Source organism: Nitrosospira sp. CT (assembly GCF_059489795.1).
In genome coordinates this window covers 1-20,298 of the sequence record NZ_JCAHZJ010000020.1, presented here as the reverse complement: position 1 = coordinate 20,298, position 20,298 = coordinate 1, and the positions used below count along the sequence as shown (strand labels likewise).

The following is a 20,298-nucleotide window of genomic DNA, read 5'->3' as shown; positions in this document are numbered from 1 at the left end:
CAGAAGCGGGCATTTCCGCTCCGATCAGTTACGGAAATGTCCGCTTCTGCCGCTCACGCTATTGCGCCACTGTATTTCCTGGTAGCCTTAAAAATCCACCTGAAAGCGTGTCAGCCACATATCAAGGTTGGCATTGTTAAATCCGGCGCTGCGGCGGTCCGCCACGCCCGCAGTATTTATATCGAGAACATGGACATAATTGGTCATGACACGAATATTGGAATGAGGGTACCAGTTCAGACCGAACTTGATGAGATTCGCCTTTCCACCCCTGATGGCTCCGTCATTCATATTCATGTAATCGTATCCCGCGGCAATTTCCCAGGCTCCCCAGCCCGGGCCGGCGAGCTGAAAATTCTGGAAAGGCTTTATTCTGTTCCATGCGCCATTCTTGACGTGGTAGACACGAGATTCTCCGGTCAGGAAATAGCTTAAGTAACCGTAGAAGCCGAACAACGATTCCCCGCTGTAGCCATGGCCATTTATATGGGTTTGCAGATACTCTCCCTGCGCAGAGAACGGACCATAGACCAAGGCAGTTTCTGTGCCCCAACGAGTATAGCTTTCCACCCGACGCGAGTTCAGGTCGTTCTTATTGCCGAAACTCAGGTTGCCGGTGTTTAGCACGTTGGTTCGGTCAACGTTGGCGCCGGGAAAAGATGCGAAGCTCATTCCGCCATTGGCGAAGTCGCCATCCCCTTCGTATTGGGTGTTGACCCGAGTATACGCTGCTGACGCTCCTACATGCCAGAACTTGGTCTCGCTCTCCATCCAGGGCCTGCCGGAAATACGGCCGACTCCTTCCCAGCTGGTGTCGCCCGAGCCATTATTGCGACTGTTGTTGCCATTGGGATTGACTGACGTCGAGGCGCTGGACCAGCTTCCCACCGGCTCGGTCTGGAAGGAGATACCGGTTTGCCAACGGGGCACGGCATAGTTGACGCCCACCCCGGTCTTGTAGACGTTGGGATTATCGAGAAATGTATTCACCGCCATATTCCGTTCGATGAACGTCAGAAAGCGGTTGCTGGTTGCTTCCTCCAGGCTGAACGGTTCCTTGAACGACCCTACCTTTACTGATAACGGACTATCGAAGTTATAACGGATGAATGCGTCCGTTATCCCCGATGCCACCGATCCGTTTCCGCGGCTGAAATCGAACTCGAACTTGTAGTCCCATTTTTTGAACATCGTGCCTTCCACACCGAGACGGGCACGCCGGATATTGGCTCCACTGTTCAGTTCATAAGGACGATCATTGGGCGCGGGCGGCAGGACGTCATTGGTAATGTTATATTGCGAGTCAGCTTGCAGGCGTCCGTCGACCTCGGCAGTAAAGTTGCCGTCAGCACTTTCAAAATGCAATCCAGGTCCATACTTCATCCTGGTTTTTTCAGTTTGCTTGACCCGCTCTTCCAGTGATGCCATATCGCTGACGAGACGCGCTTCCCGCATCTTTGCCTTCATTTCGATGTCTCTACGGGCTGCCATCAGTTCTGCCGGATCCGTTTTTTCGGCTGCCCCTTCAGCTATCCGACCATCGGAATTTTCCATCGGTGCTTCAGCAGTTTTACTGGTTTTACCGGCAGTTTTTGCGGGAGAATCCTCTTCTCTTACGAAAGAACCGATATGCAGACGTCCGGGTGCAGGTTTCGCATAAATTTGCTCGGTTTTGGTATCGACATAAAGATCAAGGGCGAAAGCTGCGGACGATAAGCTTGAACCCAGGGCGGTAGCGAGTGCCAGTGTAAGCTTGCGTAATTTCATCGGTTTATTCTCTTTTCGGAGGTTTGATAAAAACCGAGGGGAGAATAATTCCGGCAGATGTCCGTTTCATTGCAGTTTTGTCACAGTTTTATGACAAACCTGATGATTTCGGGCCAGGTCAGCGCGCCTGAGAAGTGTTTGACGTCATGTCAATCGCGCATTGTTTTGAACCGGAAGCGGCTGCGGACAGGAGGCAATATAATGAAGTGACATAGAAAAACAATGGCTCTGCATGCGCTACATTTCACTTTTTCTTTTGCCGTGATAGTCTATGTGCTGTTATTGAATTACCAACCCTGGTAAGACTTGAAACCATCGAAGAGGAAAGCTTATGGAAATGCATGTATATGACACTTGGGTGAAAGCCAAGGATGGCCGCACGATGCACTTTGACGTGTTTACAAACACGAGAGACGACAAGAAAGCGATCGAGTATGCGAAGCAGTGGCTGACTTCTGTTGGCGAAGGCGATGCAACGGTTAGCAGCAGGGAGTGCAGGTTCTGCCACAGCGAAAAGGCCCCTGCCAATGTCGAGGAAGCAATCAGCAAGGACGGCTACTTCATCTACAAGATGGAAGGATGCAGATGAGCCCGCGGGCCGCTGCGAGCAATCCAGGAAGAAACTGGAGGAGGTCTCAGGGGGATCGGTTGAAGTTGTAAATGAATTCAACTCGAGGGATGATGCACATCCGCAAAGCCTTACTGGTTCTCTACATCGGCTCTGTTCAATGCTTCAGCGTTTTGGCGCTCATGTTCGTTACCCCGCTCTGGGGTAGCGACCTTGTCAAGACTATTGAACGTGTCAAGCCCTCGATCGTAGGGGTGGGTACTTTCCAGAAGACACGTTCGCCCGCTCTGAATTTCCTCGGAACCGGTTTTGTATTGAATGATGGCCTCCATGTGGTTACAAATGCCCATGTTGTTCCCGAGGGACTGGACGTTGCCAATCATGAGTCATATACCGTCATTACCGGCAGGGGAAAACAGGGCGAACTCAGGTCTGCCGATATTGCTGCAATCGACAAGGAGCACGATCTGGCGGTGCTCAGAATTTCCGGCGCGGCTTTGCCAGCCATGGAACTGGGAGATGCGCGCAAGGTGCGTGAAGGGCAGAATCTGGTTTTCACCGGTTTCCCGATCGGGATGGTTCTTGGATTTTACCCGGTTACCCATCGTGCCATGGTTTCATCCATCACGCCGATTATTTTGCCCGCGCATAATTCGCGGCAGCTCGACGCGAAGATGATCAACCAGTTACAAAAGCCCGTTTATGCGGTTTTTCAGCTCGACGGCACTGCGTATCCGGGCAATAGCGGGAGTCCGCTTTATGATCCCGAGTCTGGGGTGGTCTATGGCGTAATCAACATGGTATTCGTAAAAGGGAAGAAGGAGGCGGCGCTCAGCAATCCGAGCGGCATAACGTATGCTATCCCTGCGACCTACATCCAGGAACTGCTGCGTCGCATCGAACCGGAGTAAAGACGTGATTGAAAACTGCTCATATCTGCAATATCGACTGATTTCTGGGTAGTTGAGAAGTAACTGGAAGGAGAAACAATGCAAACCGTTACCGTGGCAATAGCAGACACTGACGCCGGCAGGCGCGCGAAACTGGAACAGTCTTTGCAGGGAGGACCGGGTATCGAGGTGTTGACAGATGTGATGTCCGACCGGGACGACATTCCTGCAGGCCATGAGCCTGAACCTCATAAAAATCCTGTATCAACTGAAGAGGTAGTTGCCAGGATTACCCAATTCAAGCCGCGTATTCTTTTTGTCAATCTCGATTTATCCATTGAAAGGGAATGCGCGCTGCTGGAAGCTTTACATCGGACCTGTCCTGAAACGCTCGTGTTACTGCTGACCGATAAATCGGTTCAGGAGGAACAGGTCATCCAGGCTCTGGCGAATGGGGCGCGCGGCTGTCTGAGTCATGAGGCTGATCCTTTTTATTTTTTGAAGGCTGTTCGTGTCGTGGACCGTGGCGAGATCTGGGTGACACGGGGGATGTTGGGCAAGATAATGGATAGAGTGCTGCACTGATGACTCGCTTTTTTCCGGGAGAACTCCTTGATCCTGCTGGCTAGCGCTTCTCAGGACGATCTGTGTCATTGGGAACAGGGGGTGCACACCCTGTCCCCAATATTCTGCTCGACCAACCTTGAATCTCTCAAGGTCGAACTGGCTCGTTTAAAGCCTTCAGTCCTGCTGCTGGATTATGATTTGCCGCAATTGAGCGCTCCAGGTGGAATTTCGGCGCTTATAAAATTGCATCCGGAGGCTAAGGTGATAGTCTTGAGTCACTCCCTTCCGGATGAGGCCGAGTGGGCGTTATTCAGAACCGGTGTCAGGGGGGTCTGTCGGCGCGATATCGACGGAGAGCAGCTACAAAGTGTAGTGGCAGCGGTGCAGCGCGGCGAACTCTGGATTCGAAGAACGCTCAGCTGGCATCTGCTGAATGAGCTTGTTACCATCACCCAGGAAAAGACCAAAATCAAACAGGCGGTTGGAGAGTTGCTTGCCAATTTGACTCAACGTGAATATGAAATTGCAACGCTTGTGGGAAACGGTGAAACGAACAAGCAGATTGCTCGCCGGCTCGATATTACGGAGCGGACGGTAAAAGCTCACCTGACGGAAGTCTTTCGCAAGCTGGATATTGCCGACCGCCTCAAACTAGCTTTGATTGTCAAAGGATCCATCTACCCCGGGGACTCCTCGAAAATGAGCCATTGAGTGTTTCACTCCGCGGCCAGATTTCGCTCAATAGCCAATAGTCCGTCCAATACTTCAACCCCGATATTCTTTTTACCTCTGGTTCCTGCTGGTTTCTGTTCCACTTCTCCTTTCCATGTTTTCGCAGGGCTCTATGCGGAATGACCGCAACGCCCCGGACAACGCTACTTTCCGCTCTCGACGTACTAAAGTCCAATTGTCCCTGCTGTAGAAATTGATATGATGTAGTGTATCCAGTTCGGAAAACGGATACTCCGTCGAAGAAGGTTTCATATAATCTAGGAAGTTAAATGCTTATGAGCGCAGGAATGGCGTGATACGCCGCTACTGGCATCGGAGAATTGCCGGCGAATTGGATGGGCGGCCCAGTAGTACTTTAAGCAGTGCGTTTAAGCCGGCAGATAATTTTTCGCATGTATCGGGCCTGAGTCTCCCGGCCAGATCTTCGGTTCGACAAAAGGAAAGAGACGGCTGAAAGAGGCGGCGCGAGTTGCCTTGCTCATTGCGGCACAGGATGAGGAGTGAAAATTGTTTCGTATTTCTAATCATTACATATCAAGAACGGTAGTCCTGCTCATAGGCGCGGAAGTATTCGCGCTGATGCTCGTAGTGTATCTTGGAACAGGCCTTCGTTTTTTTAACTACGCTGAACCATTTTCCCTCTCCTCCCTGTTTCCGGAAGCTGCCACCTTTGCTTTTGTCATGATCCTGTGCATGGCCGCGATGGGACTGTATCAGCTCGATTCGCGGCTGGATATGAAGGATACTCTGTTCCGCCTGATGCCATCCTTATTGGCCGGATTCGGGATCATGACCCTGATATTCTATCTGGTGCCCGATCTCTATCTCGGGCGAGGTATATTGGGACTGGTAATGCTCCTTGCCTTTTCCGGCATTCTCCTGATGCGTGCGGCTTTTCTTAAATGGTCGAGCCTGCGGCTTCTCGAATCCCAGGCTATTGTGCTGGGAATAGGCGGAAGGGCCAGAGAGTTCGTCGATCGGGCGAAAGATAGTTCCAGGCATCGAGGCCTGAAGATCGTCGGTTTCGTTCCCCTGCCCGATGAAGAGTTGCAAGTTCCGGCCGGCTCGGTATTGCCCAGAGTGGATTCCCTGATATCCCTTGTAAACCGTCTCAAGGTGAGGGAGATCATCATCGCGATCCAGGAACGCAGAGGAGGATGCTTCCCGATACAGGATTTGCTGGAATGCAAGCTGAACGGTGTCAAGGTTACTGATTCAGCCGCTTTTTTCGAGCGTGAACAAGGCAAGATTCGCGTCAATTCCCTTTACCCGAGTTGGCTGATTTTTGGCGGAGGATTCGATCAGAGTCCCCTCCGAACCGCTATCAAGCGTGTTTTTGATGTGGTTGCCAGCAGCATACTGTTGATTATTACGTTACCCGTCATGATTGTCACTGCCCTCTGTATTCTTCTGGAGGATGGCAGGCCAGTTTTTTACCGCCAGGAAAGGGTGGGAAAGGGCGGTAAGACCTTTATGGTGGTCAAATTTCGCAGCATGCGGAATGATGCCGAGAAGGGGGGGAAGCCGCAGTGGGCGCTGACAAATGATCCGCGAGTGACACGTGTCGGTAGAATTATCCGCAAACTGAGGATCGATGAGCTTCCCCAGATATTCAACGTGCTTAACGGAGATATGAGCTTCGTCGGGCCACGTCCGGAGAGACCTTATTTCGTAAACCAGTTGATCGCGGAAGTTCCCTATTACAACGTCAGGCACAGCGTAAAACCGGGAATAACGGGATGGGCGCAAGTTCGCTATCAATATGGAGCCTCAGTAGAAGACGCAATCGAAAAGCTTCAGTACGATCTCTACTATGTGAAGAACCACAGTTTGTTCCTTGATGTCATTATCCTGATAGAAACCATTGAGGTTGTCCTGTTAGGCAAGGGTGGAAGATGATTTCGAGGAACTATAGCCCGAGATGCTGACGACGGTAGCCAGCGCCAGCTATGCAATGGCTGGAATGGCGTATCTGGTCTTGGCTGCGCTCCTGCTTACAAGCTGGCGAGGGCGGCTCCATGGCATGATGCTCCTTGTCGCATGCCTGCTTTCGGTACTATGGTCCGCTTTCTTTGCTTATCAGGCAAACCAGAATGCTCCTCTTTCCCTCTCATCGGATATGCTGGAGATTCTCAGAAATGCTGGATGGACAGGCTTTCTGATCGTGCTGCTGGGACTCCACCAGCAGGAAAAAAACTCCTCCGGCACAAGAACTTCCCCAGCTCTCACGGCCATTACGCTGCTATATACCGGTTGTCTTTTTGTGGCGGTGTATTCCCATGGGAAGGATGACTTTGCGTTCCACGCAACGACTGACTTCACGAGCAATATTGTCGGAAGTCTTGCCATGGCCATACTGGGCATGATCCTCGTCGAGCAGGTTTATCGTAACACCCCTCTACGACAGCGATGGGGCATAAAGTTTGCGTGTCTCGGCATCGGGGGTATCTTTGCTTACGATTTTTACCTCTACAGTGATGCTTTGCTTCTCAAGCAGATCAATCCCGAGATATGGGCAGCACGTGGAATAATCAATGCCTTGGTCGTTCCGCTTATAGCGGTTTCTGCTGCGCGCAATCCCGACTGGTCGCTGGGGATCGCCGTGTCGCGCCGAATTCTTTTCTACTCGGCTGCATTGTTCGGCGCCGCTGCTTATTTGCTGGCAATGGCTGCCACCGGTTACTACCTTCGATTTTTCGGAGGAAGCTGGGGTACTGTCATGCAGGTCAGTTTCCTGTTTGGCGCAATCGTTCTTCTTCTGGCGGTGCTATTCTCCGGAACACTGCGCTCCTGGCTCAGGGTCTTCATCAGTAAGCATTTTTTCAGTTACAACTATGACTATCGGGAAGAATGGCTGCATTTTACCCGCACTCTCGCTGAAGGTGAGCATGGGCTGGAGGAGCGCGTGATCCAGGCTCTGGCGCAACTGGTGGAAAGCCCGGGCGGAAGCTTGTGGATCCGAAAGGAATCGGAAATCTTTGAACCTGTCACGCATTTGAATATACCGCCGGTAGGCGGGGGGGAGCCATCAAGCGGTCCCTTCTGTCAATTTCTGGAAAACAGGGAGTGGGTAATCGATCTGGGAGAATACGCAGCAGGTCCCGAGAAGTACGCAATCCCTCTGCCCCAATGGCTGCACGCAATTTCCAGGGCATGGCTGGTCGTGCCGCTGATTCAGCATCGAAAATTGCTCGGCTTCGTAGTGCTGGTCCAACCGCGGAGCAAGGTCAAGTTGAACTGGGAAGTAAGCGACCTGCTCAAGGTCGCCGGGAAACAGGCAGCAAGCTATCTGGCGCAGCACGAGGCCGCGAATGCCCTGATGGTTGCGCGCCAGTTCGAGTCTTTCAACCGGATGTCGACTTTTGTCGTGCATGATCTCAAGAATCTCGTTTCACAGTTGTCCCTCTTGCTCTCGAATGCCGAGAAGCACAGGAAAAATCCCGAATTTCAGCAGGACATGATAGAAACCGTATATCTCTCGGTGCAAAAGATGAGGCGTCTCCTGGAAAAATTGAGCAGTGGCGATTCGCCGGAGAATCCCGCCCCCCTCGTTATTGCCGAGTTGCTGCAGGAGGCGGTGAAAAGCAAGTCTATTACCGAGCCCAAACCTGTTCTCGAGATACTGGATCCTGGTCTTTCCGTATATGCAAACGTTGCCCGCCTGGAGCGTGTAGTTGGCCATCTCATTCAAAATGCAATTGAAGCCACTGCGCGCAATGGACAAGTATGGGTTCGGCTAATGCGAAAGAATGATTTTGCCGTAATAGAAATAAAAGACACAGGACATGGCATGAGCGAGAAATTCATTCGTGAAAAGCTGTTCAAACCTTTCGAATCGACCAAGTCGGCAGGCATGGGGATAGGGGTTTTTGAAAGCAGGGAGTACGTTTCCGAATTGGGCGGAGAGGTGGAAGTCAGTAGCAGTGCCTCGAATGGTACGATTTTCCGGATCATTCTGCCCCTTTATGAAGGGCGGACTGCGAGCATTCAGAAGGTCGGCTGATTTAATGAATTCGAGGGACTGTAATACCGGTAATAAGAGGACTGAATGAGTCAGGATAAGAAGAGTTTGTTAGTGATCGAGGATGATCCTGGATTGCAACGTCAATTGCGTTGGAGCTTTGATGCTTATGAAGTGTTGGTGGCAAGCGACCGCGAAAGTGCGCTTGCTCTGGTCAGACGGCATGAGCCCGCCGTTGTTACCATGGATCTGGGCCTTCCTCCCGATGCGGATGGCGCTTCGGAAGGCTTGGCTACGCTAGAACAGATACTTGAACTGGTGCCGGATACGAAGGTAATTGTCCTCACCGGAAATCAGGACCATGGAAATGCTCTCAAGGCTATCGCTGCAGGGGCTTATGACTTTCATCAGAAGCCTTTTGATCCCAATATCCTGAGTCTGGTGATAGAACGGGCATACTATCTCTATGCTTTGCAGCAGGAGAATCGCAACCTGTTGCAGGCCCAGATGAACTCTCCCATCAGCGGCCTCATAACCCGCGATCCCGTTTTGAGCAAGATATGCCGCAACGTGGAAAAAGTTGCGCCCTCGGATGCTACAGTTATACTGCTGGGCGAGAGTGGTACCGGCAAGGAAATTCTGGCGCGGGCGCTGCATCAGTTGAGCGCCAGGCGGGAGAAGCGCTTCATGGCCATTAATTGTGCAGCCATCCCGGAGTCGTTGCTGGAAAGTGAATTGTTCGGCTATGAAAAGGGCGCTTATACGGGAGCCGTCAAGCAGACGCCCGGAAAAATCGAACTCGCGAACGAAGGCACTTTTTTTCTTGACGAAGTGGGCGATCTGCCCATGTCCTTGCAGGCAAAGCTTCTCCGTTTTTTGCAGGAAAGGGTGATCGAGCGAATAGGTGGTCGGAAGGAAATACCAGTGGACGTGCGCGTGGTATGCGCCACTCATCAGAATCTCAAGAAACTGATCGAGGATGGACGTTTTCGCGAAGATCTGTATTACCGCTTGAGTGAAATCGTGATAACCATTCCTCCCTTGCGGCAGCGGGTGGGGGATGCCGCGCTGCTTGCCCATCATTTCAAGAACAAGTTTTGCATGCAGGAGAAACGTTCCTCTCTGAATTTCAGCCAGGAAGCGCTGGCTGCCATTGAAAGTCATTCGTGGCCTGGCAACGTGCGTGAAATGGAGAACTGTATCAAGCGCGCAGTCATTATGGCAGAGGGCTCGGTAATCGGTGCGGATGATCTGGGCCTGTACAACACAAGCGCAGCTGAGCCTATCAATCTTCGCCAGATACGGGACAGGGCAGAATGCAATGCACTGATGAAAGCATTGGCGAGAGTAGACGGAAACGTGGTGAAGGCGGCTGAATTGCTGGGCGTCAGTCGTCCCACTATTTATGATCTGATGAATCGTCACGGTTTGAAGTAATACCATGCAGACGCGCATTCCGCATCAAAATTACAGTCAACAGGCTTGCTTCCAATGACGCACCTTATCCAGGATCTCGTTTTCGAATCTGCCAGTCGCTTTTCAGATAAGGAAGCGCTGGTTTACCGGCGAAACAGGGTGAGTTACGCTGATCTTGCGCACGAAATCAGCGCGGTGCGAGAAGGTCTGCTGGCACTGGGGCTGGATCGGGGCGAGCGTGTCGCCGTCTACCTTGAGAAACGCATAGAGGCAGTGACGAGTCTGTTTGGGGCAGCGGCCGCGGGAGGCGTCTTCGTGCCAGTCAACCCGCTTTTGAAACCCGAACAGGTGGCCTACATCCTGCGGGACTGTAACGTAAGAATTCTCGTGACTTCGGCCGAGCGGCTGAGGTTGCTTGTCGAAGTGCTGCTTCAATGCCACGATCTCCATGCAGTGATCGTAACCGATCAGACAGAGGATGCCATGCCTGTTGCCGGTCTGACTGTCGTATCCTGGAATGACATTATCACCGCCGGCAGCCCTGATGAGCTTACAATTCCACACCGCGCCACCGATGCTGACATGGCTGCTATCCTCTACACCTCAGGAAGCACAGGGAAGCCGAAAGGAGTCGTTCTTTCCCATCGCAATCTCGTAGCGGGCGCGGCAAGCGTATCGCAATATCTGAAGAACACTCCGGACGACCGTATTCTGTCTGTGCTGCCCCTCAGTTTCGATTACGGACTGAGTCAGCTTACTACCGCGTTTCGCGTCGGAGCGACCGGTGTTCTGATGAACTATCTGCTCCCCCGCGATATCATCAATGTGTTGAAGGAAGAAAAGATTACAGGGCTGGCTGCGGTTCCCCCTCTGTGGATTCAACTGGCGCAATTAAGCTGGCCGAAGGATATTCCGTTACGTTATATCACCAATTCCGGCGGCGCGATGCCGCGCGCGACGCTTGATCTGTTGCGCAATATGCTGCCCCATGCCGCCGTATTTCTCATGTATGGGCTTACCGAAGCCTTTCGCTCCACCTTTCTTCCACCCGAAGAAGTCGATACCCGTCCGGACTCCATCGGCAAGGCCATTCCCAATGCTGAGGTGCTGGTGGTGCGGGAGGACGGGTCGCCTTGCGCTCCGGGTGAACCGGGCGAGCTGGTGCATAGAGGTCCTCTCGTTTCCATGGGGTATTGGAATGACAAGGAAAAAACCGCTGAGCGATTCAAACCTGCTCCTTGCCGGGAGCCGGGTCTGACTATCCCCGAACTGGCAGTATGGTCGGGAGATACGGTCCGCATGGATGAAGCAGGCTTTCTTTATTTTATCGGGCGTCGCGATGAAATGATCAAGACATCCGGTTATCGTGTCAGTCCGACGGAGGTCGAGGAAGTCGTTTATGGCACGGAGCTGGTGGGAGAAGTCGCCGCGGTGGGGGTGTCTCACCCTGTGCTGGGCCATGCTATTGTCCTGATTGCGACTCCCAGGGCGGGTTTGAAGCCTGACGAGGATGCGTTGCTGGCTGCGTGCAAGACTCATCTTCCAGCCTTCATGCTGCCCAGCCGGATCGAGTACAGAGAGGGTAGCTTGCCGCGCAACCCCAATGGCAAGATCGATCGCAAGCGTCTCGCACAGGAATTGCACAATATTTTCATGGAACCCGGCGCATGACGGATCCTCGGCCAAGACACGCGTCCATTCAATTTTCCATAAACGATGATTGCCTTCAGGTGGGAGGGTTGCCTCTCACACGCCTGGCGCAGCGCGTAGGAAGGACACCTTTCTATGTGTATGACCGACAAAGACTGACGGACCGCGTGGAGCTCCTGCGTCAGCATCTGCCTGCGGAAATTCACTTGCACTATGCGATGAAAGCCAATCCCATGCCGGCCGTTGTGCAGTATATGGCTCGATTGGTGGATGGGTTAGACGTCGCTTCAGCCGGGGAAATGAAGATTGCGCTCGATACTCCCATGCCACCCGGCGAAATCAGCTTCGCCGGCCCGGGCAAGATGGACAGCGAGCTTTCCTGCGCCATTGCCGCCGGCATCGTTCTCAACATGGAATCCGAACAGGAAATGGAGCGAATCGCCACCCTGGGTGATTATCTTGGGATTCGTCCGAAAGTGGCCGTTCGCGTCAATCCGGATTTTGAACTTAAATCATCCAGCATGAAAATGGGTGGTGGTCCTAAGCAGTTTGGAGTGGATGCCGAACGCGTTCCCGGCATGCTGGCCCGATTGGGAAAACTGGCACTCGATTTCGAAGGGTTTCATATTTTCAGCGGCTCCCAGAATCTGAGAGTGGCAGCCCTGCAGGAAGCACATGAAAAGACCTTCCAGTTGGGCATTACACTCGCGAAACATGCTCCTGTTCCAGTCCGCATGCTGAACATAGGCGGCGGTTTCGGCACGCCTTATTTTCCCGGGGATGAAGCGTTGGATATAGCGGCGGTTGGCGAGAATCTGCGGCGCCTCATGCCCGAAGTGAGACAAGCACTGCCGGAGGCGCGCATCGTAATCGAGCTCGGCCGGTACCTCGTGGCGGAGGCCGGCATCTACGTTTGCCGGGTGCTCGAACGCAAGGAATCCAGAGGGCAGATATTTCTGGTCACGGACGGCGGATTGCATCATCATCTGGCGGCTTCCGGCAATTTCGGTCAGGTGATACGCAAGAATTATCCGGTCGTAGTGGGAAATCGGGTACAGGGAACCGACAGGGAAGTTGTTTCGGTGGTGGGGCCGCTTTGCACACCGCTGGATCTTCTGGCCGACCGCATGGAGATGAGCAGGGCAGAAGCAGGCGATCTTATCGTCGTATTCCAGTCCGGCGCATACGGCTTGACCGCCAGTCCTACCGCGTTTCTCAGTCATCCGCCGCCCATGGAAGTGCTGGTCTAGCAGATTCAGCACTGTCATGCATGAGACTGTTATGCCTTTTGACCAAGGGGACGGCAAAAAGCAAATAATCCACAAAAAAACCCATCAGATAACGAGAAGCACAATGCCAAGAAAAGGTGGAGAATTCCTGTGAGTGGACTATGCGGCTGGCTGGGATATAGCCATTCTGTTTCTGAAAACCTGGCGCTGGTCCGGCAAATGGCTAGCCCGCTCGTACGGTTTGACAATTGTAAGTTGCACGCGTGCGCGAGCGGGAACAGTGCTTTAGCAATCGCTGCTCCGGACGGGCGCGCTCACATTTATCAGAGGGATGGACTTCTTGCCGTGTTGTGGGGGCGGGGAAATTTTCTGGAACCTCGTCTGGATGAACAGGCGCAACGCGAAGGCATAGCGAAGACGCTGGCTGAAAATTGGCGGGAAAGGAGTGGAGGAGGCGGAAGAGGCACAAAGATTTTCGAGAGTCTGACCGGTGCATTTGTATGCTGTATTGTCGATGAACATGCGAATGAGGTCGTTCTGGCGACAGACCGCATGGGCACTTACCCACTCTCCTACCAGACTTTAGCCGGGGGCCTGATTTTTGCCTCGTCAACGGATGCCATCCGCTTGCATCCTTCGATCAGGTCGGAAATCGACCCCCAGAGTCTGTATAACTACGTTTACTTTCACATGGTGCCTGGTCCTGACACCATTTATCAGCGCCAGAAACGCCTTCTGCCAGGCGAATATCTCGTCTACAGTAAGGGCGGCATCGAGACTGGAAAATACTGGGAGATGCGGTTTCGGGAAGATGAAAGACGTCCCTTCCAGGAACTCAAGCAGGAATTTATGGAAGTTTTGCATTCCAGCGTGCGGACCGCCATCGGCGATGACGAAGCCGGAGCGTTTCTCAGTGGCGGAACCGACAGTTCGACGATTGCCGGGATACTGGGGGAAGTGAGCGGGCAGCCAGCACGCACCTATTCCATTGGTTTCGATGCAACGGGTTATGACGAAATGGGATATGCCCGGATCGCGGCCAAGCATTTCGGTACCCGTCATCAGGAGTACTACGTTACACCGGAGGATATCGTCTCCGCCATTCCCCAGGTTGCAGCAGTATTCGACCAGCCTTTCGGTAACTCTTCCGCGTTACCCGCCTACTACTGCGCGCAGATGGCAAAATCCGACGGCCTCAGCAGAATGCTCGGCGGAGATGGGGGCGATGAGCTTTTTGGCGGTAACGTACGTTATGCCAAGCAATACATTTTCTCGCTATATGAGCAGGCTCCCTTATTGTTGCGCCAAGGACTCATCGAGCCAATCGTTTTTGGTCTTCCTGGTGCGCTTCCCCTGATACGGAAGGCGCGCAGTTATGTCGAGCAGGCGTCCATTCCCATGCCAGCGCGCACCGAGACTTATAATCTTCTCGAACGCTACGGGCGCAAAGCTATTTTTACCCCTGAATTTCTCGATGCGGTAAATCCGGGTTATCCGGCGCGCCTGCTGGACGAGATTTACCATGAGAATGGCACGGGAAGTTTGATAAATCAAATGCTTGCCTTTGACCGCAAATTCACGCTCGCCGATAACGACTTGCCCAAGGTAGCCAAGGCGTGCGAGTTGGCGGGAATGGATGTGGCGTTTCCGCTCATCAGCGATGAGATCGTTGCTTTTTCCCTGCGGCTCGAGCCTCACCTGAAGCTCAAGGGAACGAAGTTGCGCTACTTCTTCAAGGAAGCGCTGCGAGGGTTTTTGCCGGACGATATTATTGCCAAGCAAAAACATGGCTTCGGGTTGCCTTTCGGGGTGTGGCTTCAAACCCACAAAAACCTGCAGGACCTGGCGTGGGACAGTCTGAGTGATCTCAAATCGCGAAACGTCATCCGCGGCGACTTTATCGAGAAGCTGCTGCAGCAGCACCTGGAGGAGCACGCCGGATATCACGGTACCATGGTATGGGTGTTGATGATGCTGGAGCAATGGTACAGGCAGCGACAGGACTCCCCTCGAAGTGTAATACATTCTCAGGCATGAGAACCGGATAAGTAACAGTGATCAGCTGGGTTTCCAGGCACGAAACGCTTCTCCTGTACGTCCTCCGACCATAGTCCGGATGCCGAGCTTGCGAACTTCCATCAGCTCTATTCGCAGGCATCAGGAGGATTGCAGGCCCAGGAGGTGCTGAATAAGTGAGTAGGCGCTCCTGAATATCCCTTGCCCTGACTGTTGGCTCCGCGGACACCGCTTTGTGTGGAAAAGTACTATGCCATGGCGGCATGGCTGAAAGCATAAGGACGCCGCGTCAAGGGGCCGGAAAAGACTTCTGCAGCGATTGAAACTGCCATTGCTCATGATCTCTTTCGAGAGAATTTAACCCTACATTTCCTATGGTTACGGATTTGAACCGTCTATATATCGCGCTTGACATCGAACTCTTCATCCAGCATACTCCAGCCCTCACGCAGTAATCAATATGCATACCAGCGTAGCAAGTATGGGTATTGCGGGTATGATATTGTTAGTGTGGGATCGGAAAGGATTATTTCCGGCAAGAGGAGTGGAACAGTTCAAGTCAGCTGTTCAATGGTCGCGAAAGAAGTTCGGAAATACTGCTTTTTTCGCCTGCATACAACTGCATGATAGGCCACGACAAGCGGTAAAAAGTGCGGGGTCAGAGGTAAAAGGCGTGGAGATTGCAGGCTCAGCTATTCGATAATGGTTCTTTATCTTTTTTTCTGACGGTATTGACTGGGTAGGATATTCTGATGCATGTCAAATCTACGTCGCTTCCTGGTCAGAATAAGGTGAGTATGAATAGTTTCGGAGGCATCGCGGCTGCGTGAACGTTTTGGCGGGATTGTCTGTGTTCCCGGGCGAATTCTCATGCAATCTGGAAAATCACCTGAAAAAAGCACATTTTCACTCACGCCATGATCATCGCATGCACTCGGGCCTCCTGTCGGCCGATATTCCATGTTTTAACTGGGTTGGGTATTAAAATGAAATATACAGAAAGAAGGAGAATATAATGCAAGAAACCGCGTGGCAGGTTTCCCTTGTATTGATGCTGATGATCACCTTTGGTGTTGTGTTCGTCGCCATCAATTCCGGCAAACGCGAGGAAGAATACGGGCCGCTGGTGAAGCGGGCATACAGTTTCCGCACCAAATTATTCTGGGCAGTGGCATTTGTATTCTTCCCGGCAATGATCTACAACCTGATGGACTTGCCTTACAGTCCCAAGGCGGTGGCCAGTAGCGGTCCTGCCCAGGTTATCAATGTTAACGGTCATATGTGGTACTGGGAAATGGACCGCGATCAGGTCGAGCCAAATCAGCCGGTCGAGATACGTGTCACCAGCGCCGACGTAAACCATGGTTTCGGTATTTATGATCCCGACCTGCGCCTGATTGCTCAGACCCAGGCAATGCCCGGCTACACCAACGTAATCCACATCACCTTCCCGAAGGAGGGTACGTATCGGGTGCTGTGCATGGAGTATTGCGGTGTTGCCCACCACAATATGATGACCGAAATCAAAGTTGGCAAATCTTAGAGAGGAATAAGCATGGCAACTTATACTTATACCCCAGTTCCCGATCAGGGAGCAAAGGCGGGGGTGCTGGCCTATCTGGTCATCTCCTGTGTAGTATTGCTACTGATGATGCTTTTCGGTCTGCTCATGAGGATGGAGCAGGCGCAAATGATCTCAATCGGGGCACTCTGGTTTTATAAAATCATGACGTTGCACGGCGCTGGAATGGTGGGTATCGTCGCGCTGGCCGGAGCAGCGATCATGTGGCATTTTCTGCGCCAATATGTCGATCTGTCGACAGGTATATTCATGGCTAACCTGATCCTGTTCCTGACAGGTGTCGTCATGATCCTGGCAAGCGTCCTGCTGGGCGATTTTCATGCAGCCTGGACATTCCTCTTTCCATTGCCTGGAAATTCGATGGGAATGTGGACCCCGGGTGCTGCTGCCCTGTTCATGGGTGGTTTACTCGTGATTGGCGTTGGCTTCGTCCTGCTGCATCTGGATATCGCTCGCGCAATAATCAGCCGCTATGGCGGTCTGGGTCGCGGACTTGGCTGGCCCCAGCTTTTCGGCCCCGATGATGGCAATGCACCTCCGCCAGCGGTTGTCGCCAGCACCATGGTCACCATCGTTAACCTGGTCGGTCTGGTGGTTGGTGCCAGCATTCTGGTGATGATGCTGGTAAATCTTTATGTTCCGACTTTCGAAATTGATGCCTTACTGGCCAAGGGTATGATCTATTTCTTTGGCCATGTATTCATCAATGCAGTTATCTACATGGCGGTGATTGCGGTCTACGAGATTTTGCCGCGTTATACGCAACGCCCGTGGAAGTCGAACAAGGTGTTTCTTGCCTCCTGGACTGCTTCCACAATCATGGTCATGTTCATCTTCCCGCACCACCTCTTGATGGATTATGCCTTTCCCAAGTGGTTCCTGATCATGGGTCACATCATCGGTTATCTCAATACCTTCCCGATTCTGATCGTTACGGGTTATGGCGCCATGATGATCGTGTACCGCTCGGGCATTCGCTGGGATATGTGCTCACGACTGCTGTTCGTGTCGCTCTTCGGTTGGGCGGTCGGAGCCATGCCCGCATTCATCGACGGCACCATCACGGTCAACTATGTCATGCACAACACGTTGTGGGTGCCCGGACACTTCCATACCTATCTGTTGCTCGGCATGGTTGCGATGGTCTTCGGGTTTATGTATTACCTTGGCAAGCCGAACGAGAATGCGCCGGATAGCGCCCTTGACGTCGCTGCTTTCTGGGGATTCGTTATCGGCACGATGGGCTTCACCATGAGCTTCCTCTATTCGGGGAAAATCAGCGCGCCGCGCCGTTACGCGGAGCATCTTCCGGAATGGGTGCCTTACGACAAAATTGCTTCATATTTCGTAATGCTGTTGATCGCTTCCGTGCTAGTATTCATTTTCCGCTTTCTTACGCGGTTGGGGCTGGCAAGTCGCGATTATCAACGTGCCTCTCTTGCGCGAAGTATGGCTACATAATACCTGCATGGTAAGGACGTGACATAACCCATGAGCCTGGCAAAACGCAGCGTACTTATTTCAGCGCTAGTGACTTCGCTGGGCACATGGGTTTTTTGGTGGGGCACTGACGGGTTCACGGCATTTACGGCCGAAACGGCAAGGCGCGTGGAAATACTTCGTTCCCCGCGTGCGCTGCCAGATGTTACACTTGAAGATCAGAACGGAAAAATCTTTCACCTGAAAGATTACCAGGGCAAGTTGCTTGCGGTAGACTTCATCTTCACGCGCTGCACCACCTTGTGCCGCAGCATGGGCATGATCTTCAAGCAGATTCGGGACCTGATACCGCAGGAGGCGTTGGGACGCGATTTTGCCCTGCTTAGCATCAGCTTTGATCCTGAGCACGACGATCCCGCCAATTTGAAGAAATATGGCGAAACCTATGGTGCCGACGGCCAGATCTGGCGTATCGCAAGAGTACAGGACAAGGCGGAGCTTCAATCGCTGCTGGATGCGTTCGGCATTATCGTGATACCGGACCAGTTCGGCGGATTCGAGCATAACACCGCTCTCCATCTCGTTGGGCGGGATGGAAGACTCAGGCTGATCAGCGATATCGATAAAGCGGTTCCATTCGCCGAGCAAGTCGTAGCATTGCTATGATCGCAACCCTATCTCATCACCCCGGCAGAAGCGCGCTTGTGCTTGGAGTGTTCTACCTGCTCCTTGCCACACCTATTGCACGAGACTGGCTGGAAGTCTCCATGAGCAGGCATATGCTGGTGCAGATGCCTTTGCTTGTAGTAATCGGAATCATTGCTGCCCGCTTGGTACCTAGGCGTACGCAGGACTCTCTCCTGATCCGGTTCGGGGGCGCCTGGCCTTGTGTAATAGCGGCCTTGTTTGCTTCAAGTTACTGGATGCTTCCTCGGGCGCTGGATGCAGCACTGACAGATCCATGGGCCGAAGTGGCAAAATTCCTGAGCTTACCATTTCTCGTTGGCTTTCCTCTGGTTTTGGCCTGGAGGCGCCTGACCCTTATTGGCCGGGGCTTTGTCTGGACCAATTTTTTCAGTATGCTGGCGGTACTCGGATGGTTATATATTGTTGCGCCTGTGCGTGTCTGCAACAGTTACCTGGTGAATGATCAGGAGAATGCCGGGTGGTATATGGTCATAGCTTCGGTGCTGCTTTTCTTTTGGTGGCTCGGGACTTTGCTAGTAGGTGGCGGTGTTGGCCCGGATAAACCCGATCAAAGCGGACCAGGCAGAACATTCGCATAAATCGTAAACATTCCGTTAGGAGAATTGAGAGAAAAGTATGGACTATCATCCGCCATTGAAACTCATGGAAGAGGTGGAAGCTGCCAGCAAGAAAAAGGCGGGACTAGACGTGGGTACGATGTTGGTCAAAGGCTTCATGTCAGGCGCCCTTCTGGCGTATGGCACTGCTCTTGCGTTCAAGGTTTCCGCCGGTCTTCCTGAAAACGTTGGTGCACTCGTTTCAGGCGCCGTCTTCCCGGTCGGTTTTGCCATGATCATATTGCTCGGCATGGAGCTTGCCACAGGCAATTTCGCAGTGCTGCCCGTCGGCGTGCTGCGGGGTAAAACCACACTCGATAAATTGTTCCGCAACTGGACCTGGGTATATATCGGGAATTTTTTCGGCTGTGTTTTTGTCGGCTTCTTGCTCGCTATCGCCTTGACCGAAGCGTTTGTCGAGGGGCATGGTGCACTTGGGGAAAAGATCATTGCTGTGGCCATTTCCAAAACACTGGTATATGAGCACGCGGGCGCAAACGGCTGGGTGACCGCCTTCGTGAAAGGCATATTATGCAACTGGATGGTGGCGATGGGTACCATCCTGGGCATGATTTCCACGTCCGCTACTGGTAAGGTGGTCGCTATCTGGTTGCCGGTTTCAACCTTTTTTGCCCTGGCCTTCGAGCACTCCATCGTAAACATGTTTGTCATGCCCACCGCTATTCTCCTCGGCGCTGACATCACTGTCGGGCAATGGCTGTTCTGGAACCAGATTCCGGTAACGCTCGGTAATATCGTGGGGGGTGCAGTATTGACGGGCTTGGTGTTGCATTATGTCAACAAGTCTGCTCCTTATCCTGCTGTCACAGAAGAAAAGCCGGTGACCGGCGCGACGCGCACGGCGCCTTAAAGAAATATCCCTGAAACATCGCGGCGCCTCGCGTCGCGATGTTCAATTTCCTTGACACAGGGTATCTGTCCAGTTAGGCTACGCGCTGTTTTAGTCTGGCCCGGGAATTGCGCGGGATTTTGGCTGAGACATGGATATATGTAGCGAGGGAAGGCCGTATCGGAATGGATGCGGTGACGCGGTATCCAGACACAACAACATCATTACGGAGTAAAGGAGAGAAGCAGATGTTAATGAAGCCTTGGCTGAGGCTGGTTACGCTTGCGTGTGGGGTGCTGTTTGCGGGCGCCACGTGGGCCAACTTT

17 protein-coding genes are annotated in these 20,298 nt (G+C 52.7%); 16 read left to right on the top strand and 1 reads right to left on the bottom strand.

The annotated features are described in order from the left end of the window. Nucleotides 1–87 precede the first annotated feature (87 nt). Nucleotides 88–1,767, bottom strand: coding sequence for an OprO/OprP family phosphate-selective porin (locus tag AC52W5_RS03585; RefSeq protein WP_074975066.1), 1,680 nt, complete (start codon nucleotides 1,765–1,767; stop codon nucleotides 88–90). Between the two features lie 331 nt (nucleotides 1,768–2,098). Here AC52W5_RS03585 and AC52W5_RS03580 point away from each other — a divergent pair, with 331 nt between their 5' ends. From AC52W5_RS03580 to AC52W5_RS03505, 16 genes are all read left to right on the top strand, one after another. Further along, nucleotides 2,099–2,356: a DUF2024 family protein gene (locus AC52W5_RS03580; RefSeq protein ID WP_074708876.1), complete on the top strand. Its 258-nt coding sequence runs from the start codon at nucleotides 2,099–2,101 to the stop codon at nucleotides 2,354–2,356. 89 nt (nucleotides 2,357–2,445) lie between these two features. Then, nucleotides 2,446–3,246 carry a S1 family peptidase gene (locus tag AC52W5_RS03575; RefSeq protein WP_495670034.1) on the top strand — a complete coding sequence of 267 codons (801 nt, stop codon included), beginning with the start codon at nucleotides 2,446–2,448 and terminating at the stop codon, nucleotides 3,244–3,246. A 78-nt stretch (nucleotides 3,247–3,324) separates the two neighbouring features. Then, nucleotides 3,325–3,810 (top strand): response regulator, encoded by a 486-nt coding sequence (locus AC52W5_RS03570; RefSeq protein ID WP_074975067.1) that lies wholly within the window; start codon nucleotides 3,325–3,327, stop codon nucleotides 3,808–3,810. A gap of 27 nt (nucleotides 3,811–3,837) precedes the next feature. Beyond that, entirely contained in the window at nucleotides 3,838–4,503 is a 666-nt protein-coding gene (locus AC52W5_RS03565) for a LuxR C-terminal-related transcriptional regulator (protein ID WP_495670004.1), read from the top strand. Between the two features lie 528 nt (nucleotides 4,504–5,031). Beyond that, entirely contained in the window at nucleotides 5,032–6,423 is a 1,392-nt protein-coding gene (locus tag AC52W5_RS03560) for a TIGR03013 family XrtA/PEP-CTERM system glycosyltransferase (protein WP_495670003.1), read from the top strand. Between the two features lie 22 nt (nucleotides 6,424–6,445). Next, complete coding sequence (gene prsK, locus AC52W5_RS03555) at nucleotides 6,446–8,527, top strand: XrtA/PEP-CTERM system histidine kinase PrsK (RefSeq protein ID WP_495670002.1); 2,082 nt, start codon at nucleotides 6,446–6,448, stop codon at nucleotides 8,525–8,527. Between the two features lie 45 nt (nucleotides 8,528–8,572). Then, nucleotides 8,573–9,922 (top strand): PEP-CTERM-box response regulator transcription factor, encoded by a 1,350-nt coding sequence (gene prsR, locus AC52W5_RS03550; protein WP_495670001.1) that lies wholly within the window; start codon nucleotides 8,573–8,575, stop codon nucleotides 9,920–9,922. Nucleotides 9,923–9,976: 54 nt separating this feature from the next. Further along, the gene (locus tag AC52W5_RS03545) at nucleotides 9,977–11,572 is read left to right on the top strand and encodes an acyl-CoA ligase (AMP-forming), exosortase A system-associated (protein WP_495670000.1); all 1,596 of its coding nucleotides are present in this window, start codon (nucleotides 9,977–9,979) and stop codon (nucleotides 11,570–11,572) included. Continuing rightward, nucleotides 11,569–12,801, top strand: coding sequence for a pyridoxal-dependent decarboxylase, exosortase A system-associated (locus AC52W5_RS03540; protein ID WP_495669999.1), 1,233 nt, complete (start codon nucleotides 11,569–11,571; stop codon nucleotides 12,799–12,801). The genes AC52W5_RS03545 and AC52W5_RS03540 overlap by 4 nt, the downstream gene beginning before the upstream one ends. Nucleotides 12,802–12,930: 129 nt before the next feature. Then, on the top strand, nucleotides 12,931–14,817 hold the full coding sequence (locus AC52W5_RS03535) for an asparagine synthetase B family protein (protein WP_495669998.1): 1,887 nt from the start codon (nucleotides 12,931–12,933) through the stop codon (nucleotides 14,815–14,817). A 994-nt stretch (nucleotides 14,818–15,811) separates the two neighbouring features. Continuing rightward, nucleotides 15,812–16,339 carry a cupredoxin domain-containing protein gene (locus tag AC52W5_RS03530; RefSeq protein WP_081363578.1) on the top strand — a complete coding sequence of 176 codons (528 nt, stop codon included), beginning with the start codon at nucleotides 15,812–15,814 and terminating at the stop codon, nucleotides 16,337–16,339. Between the two features lie 12 nt (nucleotides 16,340–16,351). Then, nucleotides 16,352–17,839 (top strand): cbb3-type cytochrome c oxidase subunit I, encoded by a 1,488-nt coding sequence (locus AC52W5_RS03525; RefSeq protein ID WP_113067865.1) that lies wholly within the window; start codon nucleotides 16,352–16,354, stop codon nucleotides 17,837–17,839. Between the two features lie 30 nt (nucleotides 17,840–17,869). Then, entirely contained in the window at nucleotides 17,870–18,484 is a 615-nt protein-coding gene (locus tag AC52W5_RS03520; RefSeq protein WP_495669997.1) for an SCO family protein, read from the top strand. Further along, nucleotides 18,481–19,104, top strand: coding sequence for a hypothetical protein (locus AC52W5_RS03515; RefSeq protein ID WP_133669655.1), 624 nt, complete (start codon nucleotides 18,481–18,483; stop codon nucleotides 19,102–19,104). The genes AC52W5_RS03520 and AC52W5_RS03515 overlap by 4 nt, the downstream gene beginning before the upstream one ends. A 37-nt stretch (nucleotides 19,105–19,141) precedes the next feature. Beyond that, a complete protein-coding gene (locus AC52W5_RS03510) occupies nucleotides 19,142–19,993 on the top strand; it encodes a formate/nitrite transporter family protein (protein WP_107762637.1) in 852 nt (283 codons plus the stop codon). 119 nt (nucleotides 19,994–20,112) lie between these two features. Then, nucleotides 20,113–20,298, top strand: a 186-nt coding sequence (locus AC52W5_RS03505; RefSeq protein ID WP_495669996.1) for a hypothetical protein, incomplete at its 3' end; no start/stop codon positions are given.